General features: G+C 70.2%; 18 protein-coding genes. 8 read left to right on the top strand and 10 right to left on the bottom strand.

The window, feature by feature from the left end; all coding sequences use genetic code 11:
- Positions 1 to 29: 29 nt before the first annotated feature.
- Complete coding sequence (locus NQO67_RS38250; RefSeq protein ID WP_255955097.1) at positions 30 to 1,367, bottom strand: damage-control phosphatase ARMT1 family protein; 1,338 nt, start codon at positions 1,365 to 1,367, stop codon at positions 30 to 32.
- Positions 1,368 to 1,612: 245 nt separating this feature from the next.
- On the opposite strand from NQO67_RS38250, the gene NQO67_RS38245 reads away from it, so the two are divergent.
- The 3 genes from NQO67_RS38245 (at position 1,613) to NQO67_RS38235 (ending at position 4,099) form a co-directional block, all read left to right on the top strand.
- Positions 1,613 to 2,812: an acyltransferase family protein gene (locus NQO67_RS38245; RefSeq protein WP_255955096.1), complete on the top strand. Its 1,200-nt coding sequence runs from the start codon at positions 1,613 to 1,615 to the stop codon at positions 2,810 to 2,812.
- Positions 2,813 to 2,868: 56 nt separating this feature from the next.
- Positions 2,869 to 3,501 (top strand): helix-turn-helix transcriptional regulator, encoded by a 633-nt coding sequence (locus tag NQO67_RS38240; RefSeq protein ID WP_255955095.1) that lies wholly within the window; start codon positions 2,869 to 2,871, stop codon positions 3,499 to 3,501.
- 127 nt (positions 3,502 to 3,628) lie between these two features.
- Positions 3,629 to 4,099, top strand: coding sequence for a DUF3291 domain-containing protein (locus NQO67_RS38235; protein WP_255955094.1), 471 nt, complete (start codon positions 3,629 to 3,631; stop codon positions 4,097 to 4,099).
- A gap of 84 nt (positions 4,100 to 4,183) precedes the next feature.
- Here NQO67_RS38235 and NQO67_RS38230 read toward each other — a convergent pair whose 3' ends face one another.
- A complete protein-coding gene (locus NQO67_RS38230; protein ID WP_255955093.1) occupies positions 4,184 to 5,458 on the bottom strand; it encodes a family 43 glycosylhydrolase in 1,275 nt (424 codons plus the stop codon).
- A 323-nt stretch (positions 5,459 to 5,781) separates the two neighbouring features.
- Between NQO67_RS38230 and NQO67_RS38225 the strand changes: the two genes are divergently transcribed.
- Positions 5,782 to 6,870: a hypothetical protein gene (locus NQO67_RS38225; protein WP_255955092.1), complete on the top strand. Its 1,089-nt coding sequence runs from the start codon at positions 5,782 to 5,784 to the stop codon at positions 6,868 to 6,870.
- A 48-nt stretch (positions 6,871 to 6,918) separates the two neighbouring features.
- Here NQO67_RS38225 and NQO67_RS38220 read toward each other — a convergent pair whose 3' ends face one another.
- Positions 6,919 to 8,193 carry a hypothetical protein gene (locus NQO67_RS38220; RefSeq protein WP_255955091.1) on the bottom strand — a complete coding sequence of 425 codons (1,275 nt, stop codon included), beginning with the start codon at positions 8,191 to 8,193 and terminating at the stop codon, positions 6,919 to 6,921.
- 186 nt (positions 8,194 to 8,379) lie between these two features.
- Here NQO67_RS38220 and NQO67_RS38215 point away from each other — a divergent pair, with 186 nt between their 5' ends.
- A complete protein-coding gene (locus tag NQO67_RS38215; RefSeq protein WP_255955090.1) occupies positions 8,380 to 9,333 on the top strand; it encodes a leucine-rich repeat domain-containing protein in 954 nt (317 codons plus the stop codon).
- Positions 9,334 to 9,394: 61 nt separating this feature from the next.
- On the opposite strand, the gene NQO67_RS38210 is transcribed toward NQO67_RS38215, so the two are convergent.
- Both NQO67_RS38210 and NQO67_RS38205 read right to left on the bottom strand, forming a co-directional pair.
- Positions 9,395 to 11,845: a hypothetical protein gene (locus NQO67_RS38210; RefSeq protein ID WP_255955088.1), complete on the bottom strand. Its 2,451-nt coding sequence runs from the start codon at positions 11,843 to 11,845 to the stop codon at positions 9,395 to 9,397.
- A gap of 203 nt (positions 11,846 to 12,048) precedes the next feature.
- Positions 12,049 to 12,432 (bottom strand): ArsR/SmtB family transcription factor, encoded by a 384-nt coding sequence (locus tag NQO67_RS38205; RefSeq protein ID WP_255955087.1) that lies wholly within the window; start codon positions 12,430 to 12,432, stop codon positions 12,049 to 12,051.
- A gap of 553 nt (positions 12,433 to 12,985) precedes the next feature.
- Between NQO67_RS38205 and NQO67_RS38200 the strand changes: the two genes are divergently transcribed.
- The 3 genes from NQO67_RS38200 (at position 12,986) to NQO67_RS38190 (ending at position 16,615) form a co-directional block, all read left to right on the top strand.
- Positions 12,986 to 14,131 (top strand): RNA-guided endonuclease InsQ/TnpB family protein, encoded by a 1,146-nt coding sequence (locus tag NQO67_RS38200; RefSeq protein WP_255955086.1) that lies wholly within the window; start codon positions 12,986 to 12,988, stop codon positions 14,129 to 14,131.
- Between the two features lie 46 nt (positions 14,132 to 14,177).
- Entirely contained in the window at positions 14,178 to 15,053 is an 876-nt protein-coding gene (locus NQO67_RS38195) for an SUKH-4 family immunity protein (RefSeq protein ID WP_308295737.1), read from the top strand.
- Positions 15,054 to 15,355: 302 nt separating this feature from the next.
- Complete coding sequence (locus NQO67_RS38190; protein WP_255955084.1) at positions 15,356 to 16,615, top strand: sulfotransferase family protein; 1,260 nt, start codon at positions 15,356 to 15,358, stop codon at positions 16,613 to 16,615.
- Positions 16,616 to 16,730: 115 nt separating this feature from the next.
- Here the strand turns inward: NQO67_RS38190 and NQO67_RS38185 are convergent, their stop codons facing one another.
- The 5 genes from NQO67_RS38185 to NQO67_RS38165 all read right to left on the bottom strand — a co-directional run bounded on the left by NQO67_RS38185 (position 16,731) and on the right by NQO67_RS38165 (position 22,174).
- Complete coding sequence (locus NQO67_RS38185) at positions 16,731 to 17,357, bottom strand: dTDP-4-dehydrorhamnose 3,5-epimerase family protein (RefSeq protein WP_255955083.1); 627 nt, start codon at positions 17,355 to 17,357, stop codon at positions 16,731 to 16,733.
- A gap of 180 nt (positions 17,358 to 17,537) precedes the next feature.
- Complete coding sequence (locus NQO67_RS38180; RefSeq protein WP_255955082.1) at positions 17,538 to 18,485, bottom strand: NAD-dependent epimerase/dehydratase family protein; 948 nt, start codon at positions 18,483 to 18,485, stop codon at positions 17,538 to 17,540.
- Positions 18,486 to 18,572: 87 nt separating this feature from the next.
- Positions 18,573 to 19,991, bottom strand: a complete 1,419-nt coding sequence (locus tag NQO67_RS38175) for an MDR family MFS transporter (protein ID WP_255955081.1) — start codon at positions 19,989 to 19,991, stop codon at positions 18,573 to 18,575.
- Positions 19,992 to 20,111: 120 nt separating this feature from the next.
- Positions 20,112 to 21,104 (bottom strand): dTDP-glucose 4,6-dehydratase, encoded by a 993-nt coding sequence (gene rfbB, locus NQO67_RS38170; protein ID WP_255955080.1) that lies wholly within the window; start codon positions 21,102 to 21,104, stop codon positions 20,112 to 20,114.
- Positions 21,101 to 22,174, bottom strand: coding sequence for a glucose-1-phosphate thymidylyltransferase (locus NQO67_RS38165; RefSeq protein ID WP_255955079.1), 1,074 nt, complete (start codon positions 22,172 to 22,174; stop codon positions 21,101 to 21,103). The genes rfbB and NQO67_RS38165 overlap by 4 nt, the downstream gene beginning before the upstream one ends.
- Positions 22,175 to 22,177 lie beyond the last annotated feature (3 nt).

Genomic DNA, 22,177 nt, shown 5'->3' with positions numbered 1-22,177 from the left:
CCCGATCTCCGGTACCGGCCACCTCGCCGCTACCCCCGTACCTGCACCAGCGCATGCGTGCCGTCCGTGCGCCACCCCTGCCCGTACGCGGTGACCAGGGACGTCTCCCGGTCCGGGGTGAGGCCGGTGATCACGTCGGACTTCAGGGTGCGCAGGGCGGCCACCGGGGACGGGAAGTACGCCGTTCGCTCGGCGAAGGGGACGGTCGGGGGCCAGCGGCGGTCGCCGACGAGACGCCGGTAGTTCAGGTCGCCCTTGAAGAGCGTCACGTCCGTCCCGGCGAACTCCTCGCGCAGGTCACCGGGCAGGTCGGAGTAGCCCAGCGGGGCGCAGGAGAAGGGGTGGGCGCGTAGCGTGAGCCGGCCGTCGACGGCGGCCGTCCACAGGCGCTCGCCCGCCTCGGCCGCGGCACGGCCGCCCTGCCGCAGCCGCCGCAGGCAGTCGAGCACATCGGCCGTGGTGGCATCGGAGACGTAGTAGGGGTACGCCTTCACGTGCAGGAGCACCCGGCCGGCGCGGCGGTGCCGCAGCAGGTGGTCGATGAGCAGGAGGTCGGGGAGGAGTTCCCGTCCGGCGTTGTCGGCGACCAGGCAGACGGTGCGGGCCCCGGTGGAGGCGCCGGTGGCCGCCGTCTCGCCGCCGGTGCCGGCCGGCAGCGGCAGCAGGTCCCAGAGCGCCGCGGAGTCGTCGGCGACGAGGGGCGTGTCCGCGCCGCGTCCCTGCTCAGCGGCACGGCCGACCTGGAAGCCGAGGTCGGCGCGGTTGCCCCACAGCGAGCCGTGCAGCAGCGCCGTGGCCTGGTCGTCGACGGGCCGCAGCGCCAGCTCGTCCAGGACGGCCAGCTCCTCGCGTGCCTCGGCGGTGTCGAGCTCGGCGACCTTGAAGGGGCGGAAGGGGTCCACGCCCTGCCACGGCCCCGGAGCGAAGTACCCGACCGCGTCCAGCAGCCTGCGGTAGAAGTAGCTCTCCGCCCACAGGAAGGGCGCCGACAGCCAGGACCGGCCGACGTGTTCCCACCCCCAGGCCGCCCACCGTGCACGGTCGTGGGCGTCGGGCGGCAGCGGCTCCATCACGTCGCGGTGGACCTCGTCCAGCAGCGCGTCCAGGGCACGCTGCTGGTCAGGGCCATAGGGGAAGGCGGCACGTACCTTTTCGATCAGGGCCGGGTGCCGCTCGACCAGCACGCTCCGGGCGAACGAGTCCGGTACGTCACCGCGGATGACCGGCGCGGTCCCGGATCCGCTCCCGCGTCCGTCGCCGAGGTCGGTGGCGGCGGCGGCTTTGCGATCGTGGGTGGTGAAAGGCCCGGCGGCCCCGTCGACCGGCTGCGTGGCCCGTTGGCCGGGGTCGGACTCTGACTCGGGCATGGCAATGGCCTTCCTGGCTCTCCGGTGCTGATCGTCCTGCGTATCGTCGTACATAAGGTGCATGAGGGTGCTGTGCGCGCTCGACTCCGTCAGCCCTGCCCGCCCGGACCGGCCCGCAAGCCGCCTCCCCTTCCCCCGAACGGGCGGTTCCGGCATCGGAGCGGACATCTGACTGCGTGTGACCTTCGCAACAGCAACCAGCGCATGCTTCACCGGAACCGGGTCACCTGAATACGGTGAAGACGATGTCCGGCTCCACCCCAGCGACGGGAGTGCACCCGAGCACTGCCCGAACTCCCCCACCGGCGCCCACGAAGGACCCCGCGCCGGCGACGCCGCAGGCACCGGCCCGGGAGGGGCCGCGGTCACCATCGGAGCGGTCGGAGCGGAAATCGTCCTCGTCCGCGTCGCCCCGCGGAAGATCCCGGTCCGCAGCCGCCCGGGACCCGTTCTTCGACAACGCCAAGTACCTGGCGATCGTGCTCGTGGCCATCGGCCACTCATGGGAGCCGTTGCAGTCGGGGAGCCGTACGGTCGAGGCCTTCTACCTGTTCGTCTACACCTTCCACATGCCGGCCTTCATCATGGTCTCCGGCTACTTCTCCCGCAGCTTCGACGCCCGCCCCGACCGGTTGCGGCGCCTGATCACCGGCGTCGCCGTGCCGTACGTGATCTTCGAGACCGCCTACGCGCTCTTCGAACGGTACGTGGGCGACACCCCGGACAACCCGATCAGCCTGCTGGACCCCTGGTTCCTGACCTGGTTCCTGCCCGCGCTGTTCGTCTGGAGGCTGACGGCACCGCTGTGGCGGACCATCCGCTGGCCGCTGGCCCTGTCGATGGTCATCGCCGCCCTCGCCGCCCTGTCCCCCGCCATCGGCGACGACTTCGACTTCCAACGCGTCCTTCAGTTCCTGCCGTTCTTCGTGCTCGGCCTGCGGCTGCGCCCCGAGCACATCGATCTGCTGCACCGCCGGTCCGTGCGCCTGCTGTCGTTGCCCGTCATCGCCGCCGCCGGACTCGTCGCGTACAAGGTGGCGCCGCACATCAACTACGAGTGGTTCTACCGCTACGACAGCGCCCAGGAGCTGGGCGCCCCGTGGTGGACGGGGCCGGTGATGACCCTGCTGCTCTCGGTCTGCTCCCTCGCCCTGGCCGCCTGCTTCTTCGCCTGGGTCCCGCGCCGCCACACCTGGTTCACCGCGCTCGGCGCCGGCACCATGTACGGCTACCTGCTGCACGGCTTCCTCGTCAAGGGTGCGCTGTACCGCGGCGGGTACGACCACCCGTGGGTGCACGGCCCGGTCGGCGAGACCGCGGTGACCGTGGCCGCCGCCGCGGCGGTGACCCTCCTGTGCACGCCTCCGGTGAGGCGGGTGTTCCGGTACGTGGTCGAGCCACGCCTGGGGTGGGTGTTCCGGAAGGCGGCGCCGGCGGAGCGCTGACGGGGGCGGCGCCGTGGCGCTGTTTCGCATACTCCGGCTGTTCATAGAATCGGCGCGTGACTGCTGAAGACTCCGCATTCGCGGTGCTGGGCGTGTTGAGCGACCCCGTGCGGCGCCGGCTCTATCGACACGTCGCCGCCGCTCCGGGCGAGGTGGGACGCGACGCGGCCGCGGAAGCCGTCGGGATATCCCGCTCGCTGGCCGCCTTCCACCTGGACAAGCTGGTCGAGGCCGAGCTGCTGGCCGTGTCCTTCCGGCGGCTGTCCGGACGCAGCGGCCCCGGGGCGGGGCGGCCGGCCAAGGTGTACCGGCGCGCCGAGGGTGAGCACGCCGTGTCCGTCCCACCGCGGTCCTACGACGCGGTGGGACGGCTGCTCGCCGAGGTGGTGGAGAACGCCGGCCTGGACCGGGAACTCCAGGCCGCGGCGAAGGCCGCGGGTGCGGCACATCCGGACGCGACCGCCGGTGACCTGGTCGAGGTGCTGCGGGCCCGCGGCTACCAGCCCTTCTGGGACGGCGCGACGCTACGGCTGCACAACTGCCCCTTCCGCGCGCTGGCCGACGAGTTCCCCGCCCTGGTCTGCGGGATGAACCTCGCACTGCTTCAGGGCCTGGCACCCGAACAGTGGACGCCGGCGATGGACCCGTGCCCCGGCGGGTGTTGCGTGGCCCTGTCCAGGGACACCTGACGAGCACGCCCGACGAGCAGCACGCCTGACGAGCACGCCCGACGAGCACGTCCGACGAGCACGTCCGGCAACAGGTCTAAAAACAAAATGCGTTGACTATAGAAGCGGGTCGGCCCATCCTGGGCTCATGACTGGCTTTCACCTTGCGCAGGTCAACATCGGCCGCATCATCGCCCCTTTGGACAGCCCCGAGCTCGCCGACTTCGTCGCCCAGCTGCCGGAGATCAACGCGCTCGCCGACGGCAGCCCGGGGTTCGTGTGGCGCATGGTCGACGATGCGGGCGAGGACGCCACCGGTTTCCGTCCCGACGGGAACGACGACATGCTTCTGATCAACTGTTCCGTCTGGGAGTCCGTCGAAGCCCTGCGGAACTTCACCTACCAGAGCGCTCATCTACGCGTACTGAGCCGCCGCCGCGAGTGGTTCCACCGCATGATCGAGGCGCACCAGGCCCTGTGGTGGGTCCCCGCCGGCCACCGCCCGAGTGTCGCCGAGGCGATGGAGCGGGTCGCGAGCGTACGCGCACACGGGCCCGGACCCCAGGCGTTCACCTTCCGCACGCCCTATCCGGAACCGGCCCGTGCCGTGCAGGTCTAGGCGTTGTCGCCCGAGGTCCCGCACGGCACGAGTCCGTCGCCAGATGAGACCGACTCAGGTGAGGCCGACCCAGGTGAGCCCGACTCAGGTGAGGCTGACGGTGAAGGTCGCGTTCGCTCCCGAACCGCTGATGTGCAGATGCCCCACCCGGCTCTTGCGCGAGCACCAGTTGGAGTCGCTGCGGTAGTTCCACGTCACCCAGAACTCGCCGTCACGCGCCGTGTACACATCCATGGCGCCGATGCTGCGCTTGTTGCCCGGCAGCCCGCGCACCCTCATGTCGGCGGGGTACGTGGTGGTGTTCAGCGGCCGGACACCGGTCGGGTTGCAGCTGTCCGGCTTCGAGATCGTGTTGCCGTCCGAGGGTCCGGAGTAGGCGAAGTACGCCTTGTTGGGGCCGGGCATCGGGGTGCAGCGGTGGTCGATCGTGGCACCGCAGTAGGCGATTCCGGTGGCGTAGTAAGGGCCCGTGAAGCTGTTTCCGGAGTAGAACAGGTACCAGGAGCCGTTGATGAACGCCGCACTGGGGTTCTCGATCACGATCACGCCGCTGTTGTCCTGGTATGCGGGCCAGTTGAGCTGCTCGGTGCCGAGCATGACCACCGGATCGGTCTCCCGGCTGACGCTCCCGTTGTCGTCGAACTTCAGCATCATCACCGACAGCGCCGAGTCCTGGCCGCCTGCGGTGCGCTCCCCGTCCCGCCATGTCATCCAGATCGCGCCACCAGGCTTCTGGGTGACATCGGCGTCGATCGCCCAGCGGGTCTCCTTGCTCGGGCACGCCAGGGCGGCCGCCTGCGGATGGAACGGGCCGCCCGGCTGAGTCGCCTTGGCCACACCGACGCAGTGCTTGTCGTCCGTGCCCGCCTTCACCGCGGTGTAGAAGAGGTAGTAGTAACGCGTACCACCCTTCTCCATCGTCCACGCCCCGGGGGTCCAGATCCCCGACCCGGTCTTCGCCCAGTAGCCGCTCGGGAAGACCACCCCCTTCCAGGCGTCTCCCGTGACCGTGGCCGACGACGCCGGAACGTCCCCGCTGCCGCTGATCGTGTACGGAACCGTCCGTCCACCGTCCGAAGCCCCGTAGGTGACGTACTTGTTCGACCCGTTCGGCAGGACCATGGTGTCCGCACCGGGATACGGGAAGTCGGCGGCCTCGCTGTAGGGGTCGGCGGCGAGTGCGGCATCCGCCGTCGCTTCGGACGTCTTCGCTGCTGTCGTCGTCGCCGTGGCGTCCGGCCGGTCCCCGCCGGGCACCGCGCCGAGGGCGGGCGTCAGCCCGGCGACCAGCAGGCCCGCCGCCATGGCGGCTCCTGTGACCCATCGCCGCCAGTGAGGTGGCACTCGTCTGTGACTCATGTAGGGAACTCCTTCCGGGGCACCGTGCGCGGTCGAGGCCGCCAACGGCGCTGCGCTGTCGTCCGGTTGAGAGGCCGAGCTGGGTGAGCGAGGAGAACGCATGCAAGGGAGAACCCTGCTCCTCTCCCTGCGATTTGTCTACGCGCGTCTCGCTGGGGCGCCCATGCCGTCCCGAAGGCGCCGGGAGGCGGCCTTGTAAGGTCCGGAAGGTCCGGGACGTACCTGGAGCAGGCGCATGCGAGGGCATGGGGCAGGATCGAGGCGTTCCGGAGCGATACCGGTGCGGACGACGAACGTGACGGGTGCGACGGGGGCGGGCACGGATGCAGGGACGGGACTGGGAGCGGCGGGAGACGCCGCGCTGGATGCGGACCACGCGGGTGACGGCGGTGTGGGCCGCGGTCGTCCTCACGGTCGTCGGACTCTTCACCCGGCCCTACTTCCACCACCTCCGGGTGACCTCGAACGCCTGCGGCGGGGCGCTGCCCGACGGCGCGCTCGATGCGTTGACACCGGACGGCAAGCGCCTCAGGGACGAGACGTCGGACCAGGTCGACGAGGTGGGCTGGTACCGGTGCGAGGTCACCTTGGAAGACGAGGACGACGGGGACAACGCGGGCTACGCGCTCACCATGGGAGCCTGGACGCGGCGCGACGACCAGGACCGCAAGTTCATGAGCATCTTCAAGGACCGGGGGTTCGACCGGGTGGCCGCCCTGCCCGGCGGGCTCCCCGGGTTCATCGACGACTTCAGTGACATCAACCTGCTGGTGCCCTGCCCCGCCCTCGGCAAGGACGACGACGGCAGGGCGCGCCACATGCTGGTCCAGACAGGGTTCGGGTACCGCCCTCACGGACTGGTTCGCGGCGTTCCGTACCAGGTCGCGGTCGCGCTCGCCGGCGCCGCTTCCGACCGGTTGGGCTGTGGTGCGAAGCCCCTGAAGGCCCCGTCGAAGGACGCGGTCCTGCCCGACGAGGGCGGGGTGCACGACGTGGGGCAGGTCTCCTGGGCCGAGACGAAGGGCACCGCCTGCTCCTGGCTGACCCGGGCCGAACTGCCCGCGGGCCGGGACTGGGACGTCCGTGCCGAGCCGGCCGGAGCGTCACCCGTCGAGTACTGCGCGGTGGAGGCCCCGGGGCGAGCCGGACACGACCCCGACGAGGACAGCACGTACGTCGGCTTCCACGCCTGGTACGGCGACTGGGGCGGCCGTTTCCTGTTCGACGAGTACGACGGTGACCCCCACCCGATGACGGCCACCGCACGGTGCGGCACCGAAACCGCGAACTTCGCCGTGGACACGGACGAGTCGACGCCGGTGAGCAAGACCGCCCTGCACGGATTGCTGGAGCGGTTCGTGGCGGACCGGGCGCGCCGGCACGGCTGCTCGGACCTCCACTTCACCTACTGACGGGCAGTCGACGTCCGACCACGGCCCGGCCGGCCCGGGCCGGATCCGTCAGGACCTGGCCGAGGCCGCGTACCACACGCCCCTGACGTACCAGGTGTCGAGCAGCTGCCGCAGCTCCTTGCGCCGCGGTGCGGCCAGGTGCCGCTGCTCGGACCAGGTGTCGAACACGGTGAACATCTGATGGCGACCGTCCGTCAGGTCCCCGCGCAGCGGGCCGTTGACGGGGCGGGCGGCGATGGTGCCCGATGCGGGTCGCGTGTCCAGCTGGCGGGAAGCAGGGTGGTAGACGCCCGGGGTGAGGCCGCGTACCACCCGGTCGAAGGAGTCGAGGTCCGGGATGTCGCCTTCCTGGGCGAAATGGGTGCGGCTGCCCATGAGTTCACCGATGCACTCGGCGATGTTGCCCAGGTCGCGGGTGGCCCGATCCGTCCAGTTGCCGTCCTTGCCCCGGTGGGCCGCGGGGTCGCGGCCGTCGTCGGTCAGCCGCTCCAGGTAGTAGGCGAGGTAGGCACGGTCGGCGCCGTACAGGACGGCGAACGCCGCCGGGTCGGTGAGGAGGTACCTGATCATCGGCTGGAGGCTGACATCCCCTCCTTCGCCCCGGTACCCGAAGGCCACGTGCGCCTCGCCGGGCGCGAGGAAGCTGCCGACCCACACCCAGCCGTCCTCGGCGGGCACCTCTTCCTCGGCGCCCACGGCCGGCCTCGGCACGTCGTCGTCCGCGAACTGGTAGTCCCGCACCACGTCGACCACGTACTCGGCCAGCATCCGCGCAAGGGTCGGCGCCAGCCCGGCCGGCGGGTCGGTGTACTCGTAGGCGTCCGCCACCGCGTAGACGCTGCGGGCCTGCGCCTCGGTGTGTGTCGCCGTCGGGGAGGACGCATCGGTCGCCGCGGTCACCACACGGCCCAGGACGGTGGCGCCGTCGCCGCAGACCTCCTCGTGCACGAGCAGGCGTTTGACGTCGGACATGCGTTCCAGGTCGGGCCCCGGGTCGAGCGCCTTGGTGGCGGCGGCCGGATCGTCGGCCAGCGCCCGCACCGAGTCCGGCACCTGCCAGCAGGGTGTGTCGTCACCCGCGACCGTCAACGGCACGAGCACCGCAGCGGCCAGCACCACCACGGCGACGCCGGAGGCGAGCAGCCGGTGCCGCTTCAGCCGGGCACGCCAACCGGTGGCCTGGTCGGCCGGCGCGTCGCTCCCGCCGGCCTCGTGCCCGCCGTCGTGCCCGCCGTCGACGGACGCCGGCGCACCGCCGCCCGCGCCGGTCCCGTCCGTCCGCTCGGCACCATCGCGACCGTCGTCGTCTCCCCCATCAACCACCCCGGCAGACTAACCGGGGCCCGTTCCCCCACCCAAGGCGCACCTGCCTGCGACCGGATCCGGATGTGGCGCGGAAGCCCGCTGCCGGGGCGGGGGCGGGGGCGACCCTAGGCTGCGGACCGGTGATCGGATGAAGACCGGCGATCGCAACCGCAGTACGGGTGGCGTGGAGAGGTGCGGAGATCGATGTCAGCATTCAGGTACATGCGTACCAAGGCGTTTCATGGGCGGCCGTTGGTGCAGTTCCAGCCGGGTGAAACACCGGCCGCAGCGCTGGACAGCCGAGCTTGGCACCTGAGCGCGGACCAGCTGGGTGAGTCCGACTACACCTGGCTTCTGGAACGGTTCCTGGAGACCGTCGACACCTCTCGGGTCACCACCCTGGTGGTCGGCTACACCGGCTACGAAGGCCCCGACCCCGCCGGCCCCCTACTGGCCCATGCGGCGTCGTTTCCCCGGCTGAAGGCGCTCTTCCTGGGTGACGAAGCGCTCGACCAGCTGTGGCACGCGGACATCACCCCCGTCTTCGAGGGTTTCCCGCTCCTGGAACGGTTGGACGTACGCGGCCAGGCCGGCCTCCGGCTACGGGAATTCAGCAGCTCCACGCTGAAGACCCTGCGATTCGAGTCGTGCCGGCTGCCCGGTGACGTCGTCCGCGCCGTGGCCGCCAGCGATCTGCCCGCCCTGGAACACCTCGATCTGTGGCTCGGCGCCGAAGACGCCGGACACGGTGACCTCGAGGAGATCCACCTCACGCGCATTCTCGACGGTGAACGGCTGCCCGCACTACGACACCTCGGCGTGGAGAACAGCCTGATCCAGGATGACGTCGCCCGAGCCATCGCCACGGCCGCCGTGGTGCCCCGACTACGGTCACTGAGCCTGGCGCTGGGCACCCTCACCGACAGAGGCGCCGAAGGGCTGCTCCAGGGCCGGCCACTGACCCATCTCACCCGTCTCGACCTGCACCACCACTACCTCACCGAACCGGCAAGGGACCGGGTACGCACCGCACTGCCCGGCGTCGACGTCAACCTCGACGAGGCGATGGACACCGATTGGATCGTGTGGGACGAGGAGGGAAACGCGCTCTGGGACGAGGAAGGGTTCAATCGGGTCGCCGAGGGCCGCGACTTCTGACCCGGCACCCTTACCCGGCACCCCAACACGGCAACCCCGACACGGCACCCCGTCCACGACGCTAGATCGCTCGCCCGAGCCCCTCCCACCGCACCAGCCACGTCCCGTCCGACGGGAACCCGGGCGCCCGGGAGGCGGCGGTGGCGTGGTCCGTGTCGTCCTCCCCGCCGCCTTCCGTACCGTCGTCCCACCCCGCCGCCATCATCGCCACCGCGTACAGCAGGCCGCCGGAACCGGGGAAGTAGGGGGTGGGGACCCGCGAGCCGCCGATCGGGTAGCCGGCGTCGTCGAAGGCGAAGTTGTCGTGCAGGAGGAAGTCCACGGCGCGATCCTGCTCGCCGATGCGGGCCGCGTTCATGGCCAGCATCGGGAAGTCCCAGCCCCAGGCCGAGTCCCAGGCCCAGACGTCCCAGATCCTGTGCGCCGTGGCGCGGACGGTCGCCGTGTCGACGCCGTCACCGGGCAGCCACCCGTAGAGGCCGACGAGGGCGGGGTGGTCGAAGAGGTACGCGGTCCACATGTCCTCGACGCCCTCGTAGGCGACGTATACCCCGTCCTGCACGGGCAGTTCGGCAAGGCCTGCACGGACGGCCGCCCAGTCGGGGTCGGCGGGCAGGCCGAGGCGCCGGCGCCACTCCTGCGCGACACGCAGCCCGAAACGCCAGTAGGACAGCTCGAAGGCGCCGTTCACCGTGACCTTGGGCTTGCTGTTCTCCGAGACCAGGTGCATCGGGGGGCCCAGCACGTAACGGTCGGATTCCGCCCCGGAGCCGGTCCCCGACTCCCGGTACGCGTACGACGCCATGAAGTCCGCGGTGGCGAACACGACGTCCCGCCAGCGGTGCAGGGTCTCGGGGGTCGGGTGGGCGCGGTAGTCGAGTTCGGCGAGGAAGACCGGGTGCGGCTGCTGCCAGATGAGCAGGGCATTGATCTCGCCGGGTGCCATGCGTCCGGACGGGTCGGTCATCTTCGGCCAGCGTGCGCCGCGGTAGCCCTGGCGGGCGGCGCGCCGCCGGGACGACTCCAGGAAGGTGCCGTAGACGCCGGTGCTGCGGTCCAGCAGGGGCCAGCGGCGCCACAGGGCCTGGTGCGCGGCGTGCCACCAGTACATCTCCATGTGGAACTTGCCGTACCACCCGTTGTTGACCAGGCCCGACTCCTGCGGCGGGGTGGCGCCCGCCTCGTTGACGGCCATCAGGTACTGGCTGACGACGATCCTGCGTTCCAGTTCGCGCCAGCGCGGGTCGGTGCTGCCGGACAGGTCGACGGCGCCACCGGACTGCCAGAACGCCGGCCAGGCGCGGGCGCTGGACGCGGCCACCGCGGAGGCGGGGGGCGCCTGCTCGCCGTCGGCCGGTACCCCGTCTCCCTCGTCACCCGCACCGGGCATGCCGGCGCCGGGCGTGAAGAGGCAGGTCAGCTCGATGTGGTGGGAGACGGCTGAGGAGCCCGGGGAGGGGGCGTCCGGCGCGCTCGCCGCTCGGCCGCCGAGCACATACCGATGCGGACGGGTGCCGTCCGGGTCCCGTTCCCACGTCTCGGCGCCCTGCCAGGCGAGTCCCACGTGGTAGGTGGCGCCGTCCAGGGTGTGCGTGAGGTCGGCGTGGCCGGGGCCCCGGGTGTGCAGCCGGGTCGTGTGCGCCTCGGGTCGATCCCACACGCCCACGTACGGCGCTGAGAACTTCTGCTCACCGGTGGCGTACGGGAAGTCCAGGAACACCGCCAGCCGTCCGTCGGCCACCAGCGCGGAGTCGATCCGCACCGCCACCGCGTCCCGGTCCGGGTCGCAGCTGGTGGTGACCGTGACGGGGACGCCGTCCAGCGTGAACCGGCTGTGCAGGATCCCGGTCCACAGGTCCAGCTCCTGGTGCCGGTCCCCCAGGTCCGCCTCGGTGGCCTCGGTGCCGTCGGCGCGCAGCAGCACGAGGCCGACGCGGCCCAGGTTGACGCGGTTGGGGTTGGCGATCAACCACTGGGAGATCGCGGGGTGATCAGGGTCGGGCATGGCGTAGCGCACCGGGCGGCCGTGGGTGTCCCAGGTCTGCCCCGCGTAGTCGGACAGCCGTTCGTCGGGCGGCAGCGGATCCTCGTGCCAGCCCCAGTCGGACATCGTGGCGAACGGCACGAAGGTCTGGAGCCCCGTGATGTCGGCGCCGAAGGCCAGCCGGCCGTTGCCGACCTGGAGGGGGGTGTCCGGGTTGCTCGCGGTGCGGACCACGGTGTGCCGGGCGACGAGGGCGTGCCGGTCGATCGGCGCCGAGCCGCCGTCGCCCCGGCCTTCCGAGGCTGCCGCCCCCGCCGGGTCGTCGCCCGCGGACCCCTGCCGTGCCGCCGCCGCTGCGGCCACGTCGCCGATCCGCCAGCCGGAGACCACCATGGCCGCCACACCGGTCACGCCGGTACGGGTGAAGGCCCGGCGGCTCACGGCCTGCCGGTCGCTGCTCCGCGGGACCTGCGGGGACCGCCGGGCCTTCGGGTCCTGCGGCTCACGGTTCCCACCATCGACTGCCATACGCACGCTCCCGGGCCTCCGGGCGCCCGTACGACCCCGGAAGGCAGGTTGTAGAGGATTGCGAGCCAGCTGAGCTGAACCAGTTGAAACGTTTCGATCGACGCGCGGTACGCGAACGTAACAGCACGCCGATCCGCGGGCAATCCCTTGGAACGCGGCATTCCGACCCGGGAGCCGAACGAGTCCCGCTCCTGGCGGCAGCCCTACCCCTGGCCCTGGTCTTGGCCTTGGCCTTGGCCCTGGCCTTGGCCCTGGTCCTGACCCTGGTCCTGACCCTGGTCCGCAGCGATGACGGCCCGGATCAGACCCGGGAACCTGCGGTCCAGGTCGTCCTTGCGCAGCCGCATGTACAGCCTGTTCCCGGCGTCGCGCTGGTACACCAGGCCCGCTTCGCGCAGTACCCGCCAGTGATGGGTGCGGCTGGACTTGCTCACCGGCAGGTCGAAGGAAGCGCACAGCCGCTCTTCGTCGGGCCGTTCGGCGAGTTCCGCCACGACACGACGGCGGTTCCCGTCGGCGAGCGCCAGAAGGAGCGGTCCGACCTCCAGCTCCTCAACCGGGGGATGCAGCAATTCGCTCGACGCCATCATTCACCTCTCGACAAGGTACGTCTTCTATCGTACCTTCATCCCTCAGGTACGCCACTAGCCATACCTTACCGCTGGGAGAATCATGTCCACACCTGCATCCACACCTGTGCCCATGCCCGCGTCCGCACCGGCGTCCCCACGACGCCGCCTGCTCTCCCGCCTCCGCTCGTCCCTGCACAGGCTCCTGCTCCTTGAGCACTCACCCTTCATCACCCTCTGAGGCACACCCGCGCGCACCAAAGAAACACATAACCCAGAACCGACCACTACGCGCAGGACGAAACCCTCTTTAAGGTGGTACGACCGCCACTTGGCTGGAACGTCGCCCCACTCTCCACATCCACCACCGTTTCGCTCACCACCCACCACCCACCACCCGTCATCCGTCCCCCACCCATGACCCAATTAGCTGACGGCGCAAGCCCGGTCCTTCAGGGCCGAGATGGCCGGAACGGTCCGCAGATGCGGCAGGTACATGAGTTGACAATTAGTCACTTGTCCGGCGTACGACTCACGCGTCTTGATCACGACCGGCTTGGGGAGGTGGGCCATGAAACTGCGCTACAACGAGCGGATCTACCCGACCCCTTCGCAGCAGCGGAACCTGGCGCGCTTCTTCGGCTGCGCCCGCGTGGTCTACAACGACGGTCTTCGGGCCCGGCGGGGCGCGTTCCACAGCTCCGAGCCCTACATCTCGGACGTCACCTTGCAGAAGATGGTGATCACGGCCGGGAAGAAGACCCCACAACGGCAGTGGCTGAAGGAAGCATCGTCGGTGTGTCTGGTGCAGTCGCTTCAGGATCTGCATGCGGCCTACCGGAACTTCCTCGCCTCCAAGCGGGGTGTCCGCCACGGCCCGAAGATCGCTCCGCCGAGAATGAAGAAGAAGACCGGCCGTCAGACGCTGCGGTTCACCCGCAACGGGTTCACACTGCGCGAGAACGGCCGCCTGTTCATCGCCAAGCTCGGCGACGTGGAAGTGCGCTGGTCACGGCCGCTGCCCTCGGACCCGTCATCGGTCACGATCATCAAGGACCCAGCGGGCCGCTACTTCGCCTCGTTCGTAGTGGAGACCGACGACAGGCCACTACCCGAACTCGACTTGGACCAGACGGAGACCGGGATCGACCTCGGCCTGTCCTCCTACGCGGTGCTACGCGGCCGGAAGATCGCCTCCCCGAAGTTCTTCCGCCGGCAGGAGAAGAAGCTGCGCCGCGCACAGCGCAAGCTCTCCCGCGCGCAGAAGGGCTCGAACAACCGGCGCAAGGCCAAGCTGGCTGTGGCCAAGGTTCATGCGCGAATCGCCGATCGGCGACGCGACTTCATCGAGCAGGAAACCACCCGGATCGTCCGCGAGAGCCAAGCGGTCTACCTGGAGGACCTGAACGTGAAGGGCATGGCCAAGGGCACACGAGCCAAGTCCCTCCACGACCACAGCTTGGGCATGTTCGCCCGCACGCTGGAGGCGAAGTGCGCCCGCTACGGGCGCGGCTTCGCCAAGGTCGACCGGTACTTCCCGTCCACGCAGATGTGCTCCGCCTGCGGCAGCGTCCAAGGACCCAAGGGACTGGCCGGACTCTCCACCCGGCGCTGGGTGTGCTGCTGCGGATCCGTCCACGACCGAGACGAGAACGCCGAACTCAACATCAGGCGCGAAGGACGGCGCCTCCTCGCGGCAGGGCATGCCGAGAGGTAAAACGCCTGCGGAGCGCGTGTAAGACCCTGCCTAGCCAGGGCGGTGAGTGAGGAAACAGGAACCCACCAGGGCCCGCACCACGCGGGCGGATGGAACCCCGGGCCTTCAGACCCGGGAGGATGTCAGAGAGGTGTTGAGTCCCGTGGTAACCCACCGAGAAATGACCGAAGCGTTCGGCGACGAGGGCCTGATACTGCTGGACGTGATGCAGGCCCGTGCGAAGGGGCTCTCCGACACGGACGCGCGCATCCTCTCCGAAGTCGGGCTGCCGGTGCGCGCCGACGAGGCGTTCACCGCCGACATCGTCGACGAACTCCAGGTCGGCTCCCTCGTGGTGTGCGAGACGGGACACGGGGACGTCGACATCCTGATCCTCGGCGGGGTGCCGGGCGGCCGGTACTTCCTCGATCTGCGCAGCGGTGCCGTCGGCCTGCTCTCGCTCGACGAGGAGCCGCAGGCCGAGCAGATCAACAGCTCCCTGGAGAGCTTCGTGGCGTTCCTGCACGGGATCAGGCTGCGTCAGGCGGCGCTCCAGGCCGCGCCCGGTGACGACGCGCTCCGCGAGCGCACCGAGGAGCTGTCCCGGGTGTTGGAGGAGTTGGACCCGGTTGCCTTCCGTGATGCGGAGGCGTGGTGGTCGCTGGTGATGGACCACCTGATGGCGCGCGACTACCTCGCGGAGACCCGCGCCTTCCTGGAACAGCGTCGCGCGGAGGCCGCCGGGACCCGGCCGGGGCAGGCCGCGATGACCGGGTTCGGCGACCTCAGCAGCCTCCTCGATCTCATCGACGCCATCGACGCCGATGCCCGTGACACCGCTGATACCCCTGACGCCGTCGATGCCGAGGAACACGCGGGCGCCGATGGGCCCGGCGGTGCCGAAGAGCACCACGGCACCGAAGGTCACCACGGTGCCGGATGAACGCGACGAGGCCGGCGGGACGGCCATCCCGCCCCGACCGGGAAAAATCACCGCCGACATTTTTGCCGCGGGTTAGCGGACCTTAAGGACGGGGCGAGAACCTGGGTAGTGATTCGATGGTGGAGGAATCCGCCCGGCCCGCACGGGCATTCGCCCGCCGGGGGTGCACCGACCGTACCGCCGCAGCGTGGACCGCCTCTCGGAGTGCAACCACCGGACCGCCGCCATCCCGGGATGATCGTGAGTCGCCCCGCGGGGCCAGGACGTGAGTCGCCCCCAGGGGGACAAGAACGGAGTGATGGGTGGACACCGTACACATTGAGGATCTGGCGCAGCCGGAGTTCTCACCCGAGGTTCGGGAGATCTTCGACGCGATGGCCACCATGGCGCCGAACCTCCCCTTCGAGCCCAGCGCGCTGCTGGAGGCCGCCACCGAGCAGACCGGCCTGAGCGAGTTCGGCGACCCGAGCTTCAAGGAAGGCCTCGGCGTGCTCTGCGAGGCGCTGGAGAACGAGGCGGGGCTGAGCGACTCCGGCCGCACCGCGCAGTACTTCTCCATGGTCGAGCTGCTGAAGAACCGGCTGCGCATCGAGGACCTGGTGCGCCAGCACCCGGAGATCCTCGAGGTGCCGATCGAGAAGCCGATCGTGATCACCGGCCTGTTCCGCACCGGTTCGACGCACCTGCACAACGTGCTGTCCGCCGACCCCGCGATGCGCGAGTTGCAGCTGTGGGAGGCCAACGAGCCGGTGCCGCCGCCCGGTGAGGCGCTGGACGACCCGGCGCCGCGGCTCGCCCGCGCCGCCGGCACGCTGGACCTGATGCACAAGGCGATGCCGCACTTCAAGCGGATGCTGGACTTCACGCCCACGTACGCGCACGAGGAACTGAACGTGCTGGCGCTGGAGTTCGCCTCGATGCACTTCGAGACCCAGGTGCTGGCGCCGTCGTACCGCGACTGGTACCTCGCCCAGGACCACACGCCCGCGTACGCCTACCTTAAGCGTGCCATGCAGGTCATGACCTGGCTGCGCGGTGAGAAGGCCGGCACGCGGTGGATCCTGAAGTGCCCGCAGCACCTGGAGCAGATCCGCCCGCTGATGAACGTCTTCCCGGACGCCCGCGTCGTCTTCACGCACCGTGACCCGGTCGCCGTGACCGCGTCGATGGCGACCATGGTCTGCTACGCGCTGCGCATGACCACGGCGACCCCCGACCCGCACGCGGTGGGCAAGTACTGGGCCGCGCGGCTTCAGGACCTGCTGGACGGCTGCATGCGCGACCGCGAACTGGTGCCGGCGGAGCAGTCGATCGACGTGCGCTTCCACGAGTTCATGGCGGACGAGACGGGCACGGTGCGGCGCATCTACGAGACGGTCGGGCAGCCGTACACGGCCGAGGCGCAGGCCGCGATCGAGGAGTACCTGGCGACGCACCGCCGCGGCCGGCACGGCCGGGTGGACTACCGTCTGACGGACCTCGGTCTCGACGTGGACGAGCGGCGTGCGGCACGCGCGGAGTACCTGGCCCGCTTCGACCTGCGCGAGGAGAACGTGCACTGACGTTCTTGCGGGGGCCGGGCGACCGGCCCCCGACCCGTCCATCCTCCGTCGCCGCCCGGCCGGTCCCGCACCGGTCGGGCGGCGGCGTTCCGGTATCGGGGCCCGCCGCCGGACCCTAGGTGCCGGTCGGACGCCCCCAGGCCGACGCGAGGGCCTCGTCGAGTTTCTGGCACTCCTCGTACCGGGGCAGCAGGCCGCGCGCCTCCGCCTCGGCGAGCGTCGGCGCGCCGCGGTCGCGGCCGGAGAGCAGCGGCTCGATGTCGTCGGGGATCGGCAGTCCGATCGCGGGGTCGAAGATGTCGATGGCCAGCTCCTGCTCGGCGACGTAGTCCCCGGACCACATGTAGGTGACGATGGTGTCGTCCTCGAGTGCCACGCAGGCGTGCCCGACGCCCACCGGCAGGTACAGCGCCTCGAAGTCCACGGGGTCGATCACGACGCTGTCCCAGGTGCCGAAGGTGGGCGAGCCGAGGCGCAGGTCGACGACCATGTCGAGGGTTCTGCCGCGCGGGCAGTAGACGTACTTCGCGGTGCCCGGCGGGGTCGCGGTGAAGTGGATGCCGCGCACGGTGCCGCGGCACGACTCACTGTGGCTGGCGTGCGCGACGGGGAACAACGGCCGCCCGGTCACCGTGGCGAACGGCTCTTCCCGGTAGTGCGAGACGACCAGGCCACGGTCGTCCCGGAACACCTTCGGGGTGATCACATATGTGTCGCGCACGGCGAGCTGACGTACCTGCATCCCGGCTGGGGCCTTCCTTCGACTGTCCGTCGTACGAGCACGGCCACGCCCGGCGCGCGGGCCCGTCCGACGGGCTTCTGATGGCTTGTTCACCGCACCGTGGCGGTGCGCGGCGACCGGCTGGAGTGCGTGCGTCGGCGCGGCGGGTCACCGCGTGACCTGGTCCGTCAGCAGACGCCGTCACTCCTGAGCCGCCGCCTCCCACATCCCGCGCATCGACGCCGCGAGATCGACCCGCGGGCGCCAACCCAGCAGTTCGGCGGCGCGGGAGACGTCCGCCTGGATCCAGACCTTGTTCCCGTTCTGGGTGGTCACCTCGGTACCGCGGACGCGGATCACGTCCGCGGGCAGCCCGGCCGCTGACACCAGCAGGGACACCAGCTCGCTGATGGCGACGGCCTGACCGCGGCCGATGTTGATGATCTCGCCGGCGACCGGCCGCTCGGCGGCGAGCACGGCGGCGTCCGCCACGTCCCGTACGTCGACGAAGTCGCGTCGCGCGTCGGCGATGTCGAGTTCCAGGGGCTTCTCGACGGACGTGCTGCGCAGCTTCGCGGTGACCGCGCCGAGGAAGCTCGCCGTCGACGTGTGCGGCCCGCAGACGTTGACCAGGCGCAGGACGACCCCGTCGGCGCGGCCCTCGCGGGTGGCGTCCAGCAGCGTCCGGGCGCCGGCGAGCTTGGTGCGGGCGTACGGCGTGTCCGGTTCGCAGGGGGCCGTCTCGGCGACGGAGGTGCCGTTCGGCAGCATGCCGTACTCGTGGATCGAGCCCATCTGGACGATCCGTGGCGGCCTCGGCAGCAGGACTCCGGCGGCCACCAGGTTCTCCACCAGCCGCACGTGGGCCTGGTCCATCTCGGCCTCGGTGGACACCCAGCTGCCCGCCGCGTTGACGACCACGTCGACCTGGTGCGCCGTCAGCAGCTCGGCGAGCTCGGCCGGTTCGACGGCCGCCAGGTCGAGCTCGGCGAACTTGTACGCGTCCATGTGCGGTACATGGCGACGGGCGATCGCCAGGACGTCGTGGCCCTGGCGCGCGAACGCCGCACACACCTCTCTGCCGACGCAGCCGGTGGCACCGATGACGGCGACCGTGCGTAGGGGACGGGAGGGCACTTCGGCCGACATGGTTCCTACTTCCTTGGGTCGATGGGTCAGGGGCATCCGGGGTCGGGGGCACTCCCGGAGGGCCGCCGGGGGGCGCGGCGGGGGCGATCAGGACCAGCGGCGCGGACGGGCGTGCCTGCCGCTCTTGCGGCCCGGCATCAGCACGCTGGCGATCATCGCGGCCACGGCGAAGCCCATGACCCAGTAGAAACTGTTCGCGAAGGCGTCGGCGATCAGGTCGTGGACGTCGGCCTTGCCCTTCGTCGCCTTCATGATGTCGGGGATCTTCTTGAAGCGGGTTTGCAGCACGACCAGCAGCACCGCGGACCCGAACGAGCTGCCGAGCTGCATGAACACCCGGTTCTCGGCGGTCGCGCCGGGGATCGAAGCGGGCGGCATGTCCCGTAGCGCGGCCGTCATCGCCGGCACGATGACGGCGCCGATGCCGAGGCCGTTCACGACCAGTGCCCCGCTCAGCAGGATCTGATTGGTGCCCGGGGTGAGCTGGGTGTAGACGACGATGCCGATGGCGGTCAGCACCAGCCCGGCCTGCATGATCGAGCGCGGCAGGAAGCGGCGGATGAGCTTGGGCGTGAAGCGCAGCGACAGGCCCATGCCGGCGCCCAGCGGGAAGAGCAGCAGACCCGCCTTGAGCGGGTCGTAGCCACGCACCTGCTGGAAGTACATGGGCAGTACCGCCATCGCTCCGAACAGCGCGATGCTGGCGAGGAACAGCACCAGCGACGAGGCGGCGAAGGAGCGGACCTTCAGCAGCCGCAGGTCGATGATCGGCTCGCCCTTGCGCTTCTTCAGGGCGTACACGGTGAAGGCGACGACCAGCAGGAGGCCGACGCCGATCATCAGCAGCGGGCGCTCGGCGGTGAAGGAGGCCTTGCTGCCCGCGTCGGAGAAGCCGTAGACGATCACGCCGCACGCGGGCGAGAGCAGCAGCATGCCGAACCAGTCGAGCTTCTTGCGGATCGGGATCTTCTGGTTGGGCATCTTGCGGGCGAAGGCGATGGCGAGCACGCAGATCGGCACGTTGACGTAGAAGATCCAGCGCCAGCCGGGACCGTCGATGATCAGGCCACCGAGGATCGGCCCGAGCACCGGGCCGATGGCCGCCGGGATGCCGATCAGGCTCATGACACGGCCGAGGTTCTCCCGACCGGCGGCCTGGGCGAGGATCGCGGTGCCCAGCGGGAGGACCATGCCGCCGGCCAGGCCCTGTATCACGCGGAACGCGATCAGGCTCTGCGCCGACCACGCCATGCCGCAGAGGGCCGAGCCCACCAGGAACAGGGCGGTACAGCCCATCCAGACGTTCCGGGCTCCGAATCGCACCATCACCCAGCCGGTGGCCGGGATGACGCAGGCCATCGCCAGCATGTAGCCGGTGCCGAACCACTGGAGGGTCGACAGCTGAATCTTGAAGGTGTCCTTCAAGGTGTTCAGCGCGATGTTGGTCATCGTGGCATCCAGCTGCACGAGGACCGTGCCTAGCAGAATGACACCCACGAGTTTCATGACCGCTGGGGGGAGACCTACACGCGTGTTGGCCTGGGCGCCCTGTGCGGGTGCACTTGCAGGTGCGGCCTGCGCTGCTGCCACTGGTTAGTCCTTATGTTGTCCGAAAGGGGGGCCGGTTCACCGGCTCCCGGTCAGTTCCGCACGACGGCGCTGGGGTTCCCACCACGTCCGGTGGTCGTCGTACCACGCCACCACGTCGGCCAGCCCTTGCTGGAAGGGGACTTGTGGGGCGAAGCCCAGCTCCTCGCGGATCTTGGTCGTGTCCACGGAGTATCGCTCGTCGTGCGCCTTCCTGTCCGGGACATGACTGACCCGGGACCAGTCGGCACCGCACAGTTCGAGCAACCGCTTGGTCAGGTCACGGTTGGCAAGCTCGACGCCGCCGCCGATGTTATATATACCCCCTGGCTTGCCGTCAGCCAGGACCAGTTGGATGGCCCGGCAGTGGTCGTCGACATGCAGCCATTCCCGGACATGGTGGCCGTCTCCGTACAGGGGTACGTCCCTGCCGTCGAGCAGGTTGGTGATGAAGAGCGGGATGACCTTTTCACGGTCCTGGTACGGGCCGTAGTTGTTGGAGCACCGGGTGATCGACAGGTTCAGGCCATGGGTGCGCCAGTACGAACGGGCGATCAGGTCGGAGGACGCCTTGGAGGAGGCGTACGGCGAGTTGGGCTCCAGCGGGGACTGCTCGGTCCAGGAGCCCTCGGTGATGGAGCCGTAGACCTCGTCGGTGGAGATGTGCACGATCCGCTCGACCTTGGCGAGCCGGCAGGCCTCCAGCACGGTCTGGGTGCCCAGCACGTTGGTCATGACGAACTGCTGGGCGTTCATCAGCGACCGGTCGACGTGCGACTCGGCGGCGAAGTGCACCACGATCTCGTGCCCGGGCACCAGAGACGCCATCAGGCGGGCGTCGCAGATGTCGCCGTGCACGAAGGACAGCCGCGGGTTCTCCAGAGGCAGGTTGGCCAGGTTGCCCGCGTAGGTCAGCTTGTCCAGGACGGTGACGTGCGCGCCGGCCAGGTCGGGATAGCGGTCCGCCAGGACGCTGCGGACGAAATGCGATCCGATGAAACCGGCACCGCCGGTGACGAAGATCTTCTTCATGCTGGCACATCGATTCTGGAGTCGTCGCCGACGAGCAATCGGTGCGTCGCCGAACCGTCTTCACGCCGGCGGACGTCCCCGGCCTTTCCGATGATGGAGCCGTGCAGGGTGCCGACACCGTGCACGGATGCCTGGTCGAGCAGGATGGAGTCCTCGACTCCGGCGTCGTGCAGCCGGCAGCCGTTGCCGATCGAGGTGAAGCGGCCCACCCGGCTGTCCTCGACGACGGTGCCCGCCCCGATGATCACCGGCCCGGTGATCCGGGAGCGGACCACCCGCGCGCCCTCTTCGACGACGACGGGTCCGGACAGCTCGCTCGCCTCGTCGACGCTGCCGCGCACGTCCCCGGTGAGGTCGTCGAGCAGGACCCGGTTGCAGGTGAGCACGGATTCGAGGGTGCCGGTGTCGGCCCAGTACCCGGCGAACTGCCGGGCCCGCACGTCCTGCCCGCCGGTCACCAGCCACTGGATGGCGTCGGTGATCTCCAGCTCGCCGCGTGCGCTGGGCTCGATGGCCCGCACCGCCTCGTGGATGGCGGGCGTGAAGAAGTAGGCGCCGGTCACGGCGAGATCGCTGCGCGGCTCCTTCGGCTTCTCCTGGAGGCCCGTCACATGGCCGTCGGAGGCCACCTCGACGACGCCGTACGCGGACGGGTCGCCGACCTTGGTGACGACGAGCTGCGCGGCCGGCTGGTCGGCCCGGAACGCCTGGAGCGGCTCGGCGAGGCCACCGGCGAAGATGTTGTCGCCGAGGTACATCACGAAGTCGTCGTCGGCGAGGAACTCCCGGGCGATGATGACGCAGTGCGCCAGGCCGCGCGGTGCGTCCTGGGGCAGGTAGGTGACCTCCAGGCCGAACTGCGACCCGTCCCCCACCGCCATGCGGATCTGCTGGCCGTGCGTCCCCTCGCTGATGATGACGCCGACCTCCCGCACGCCCAGGGAGCGCAGCTCGGCCAGAGCGTGGAAGAGGACGGGCCGGCCGGCGACCGGCACCAGTTGCTTGGGTGTGCTGTGGCTGAGCGGACGCAGTCGCGTTCCCGCCCCGCCCGACAACACGAGAGCCTTCACGAT

It is taken from the genome of Streptomyces odontomachi, assembly GCF_024435355.1.
Taxonomy (GTDB): domain Bacteria; phylum Actinomycetota; class Actinomycetes; order Streptomycetales; family Streptomycetaceae; genus Streptomyces; species Streptomyces odontomachi.
The sequence above is the reverse complement of the archived record's forward strand: the minus strand, read 5'-3'. Positions and strand labels throughout refer to the sequence as shown.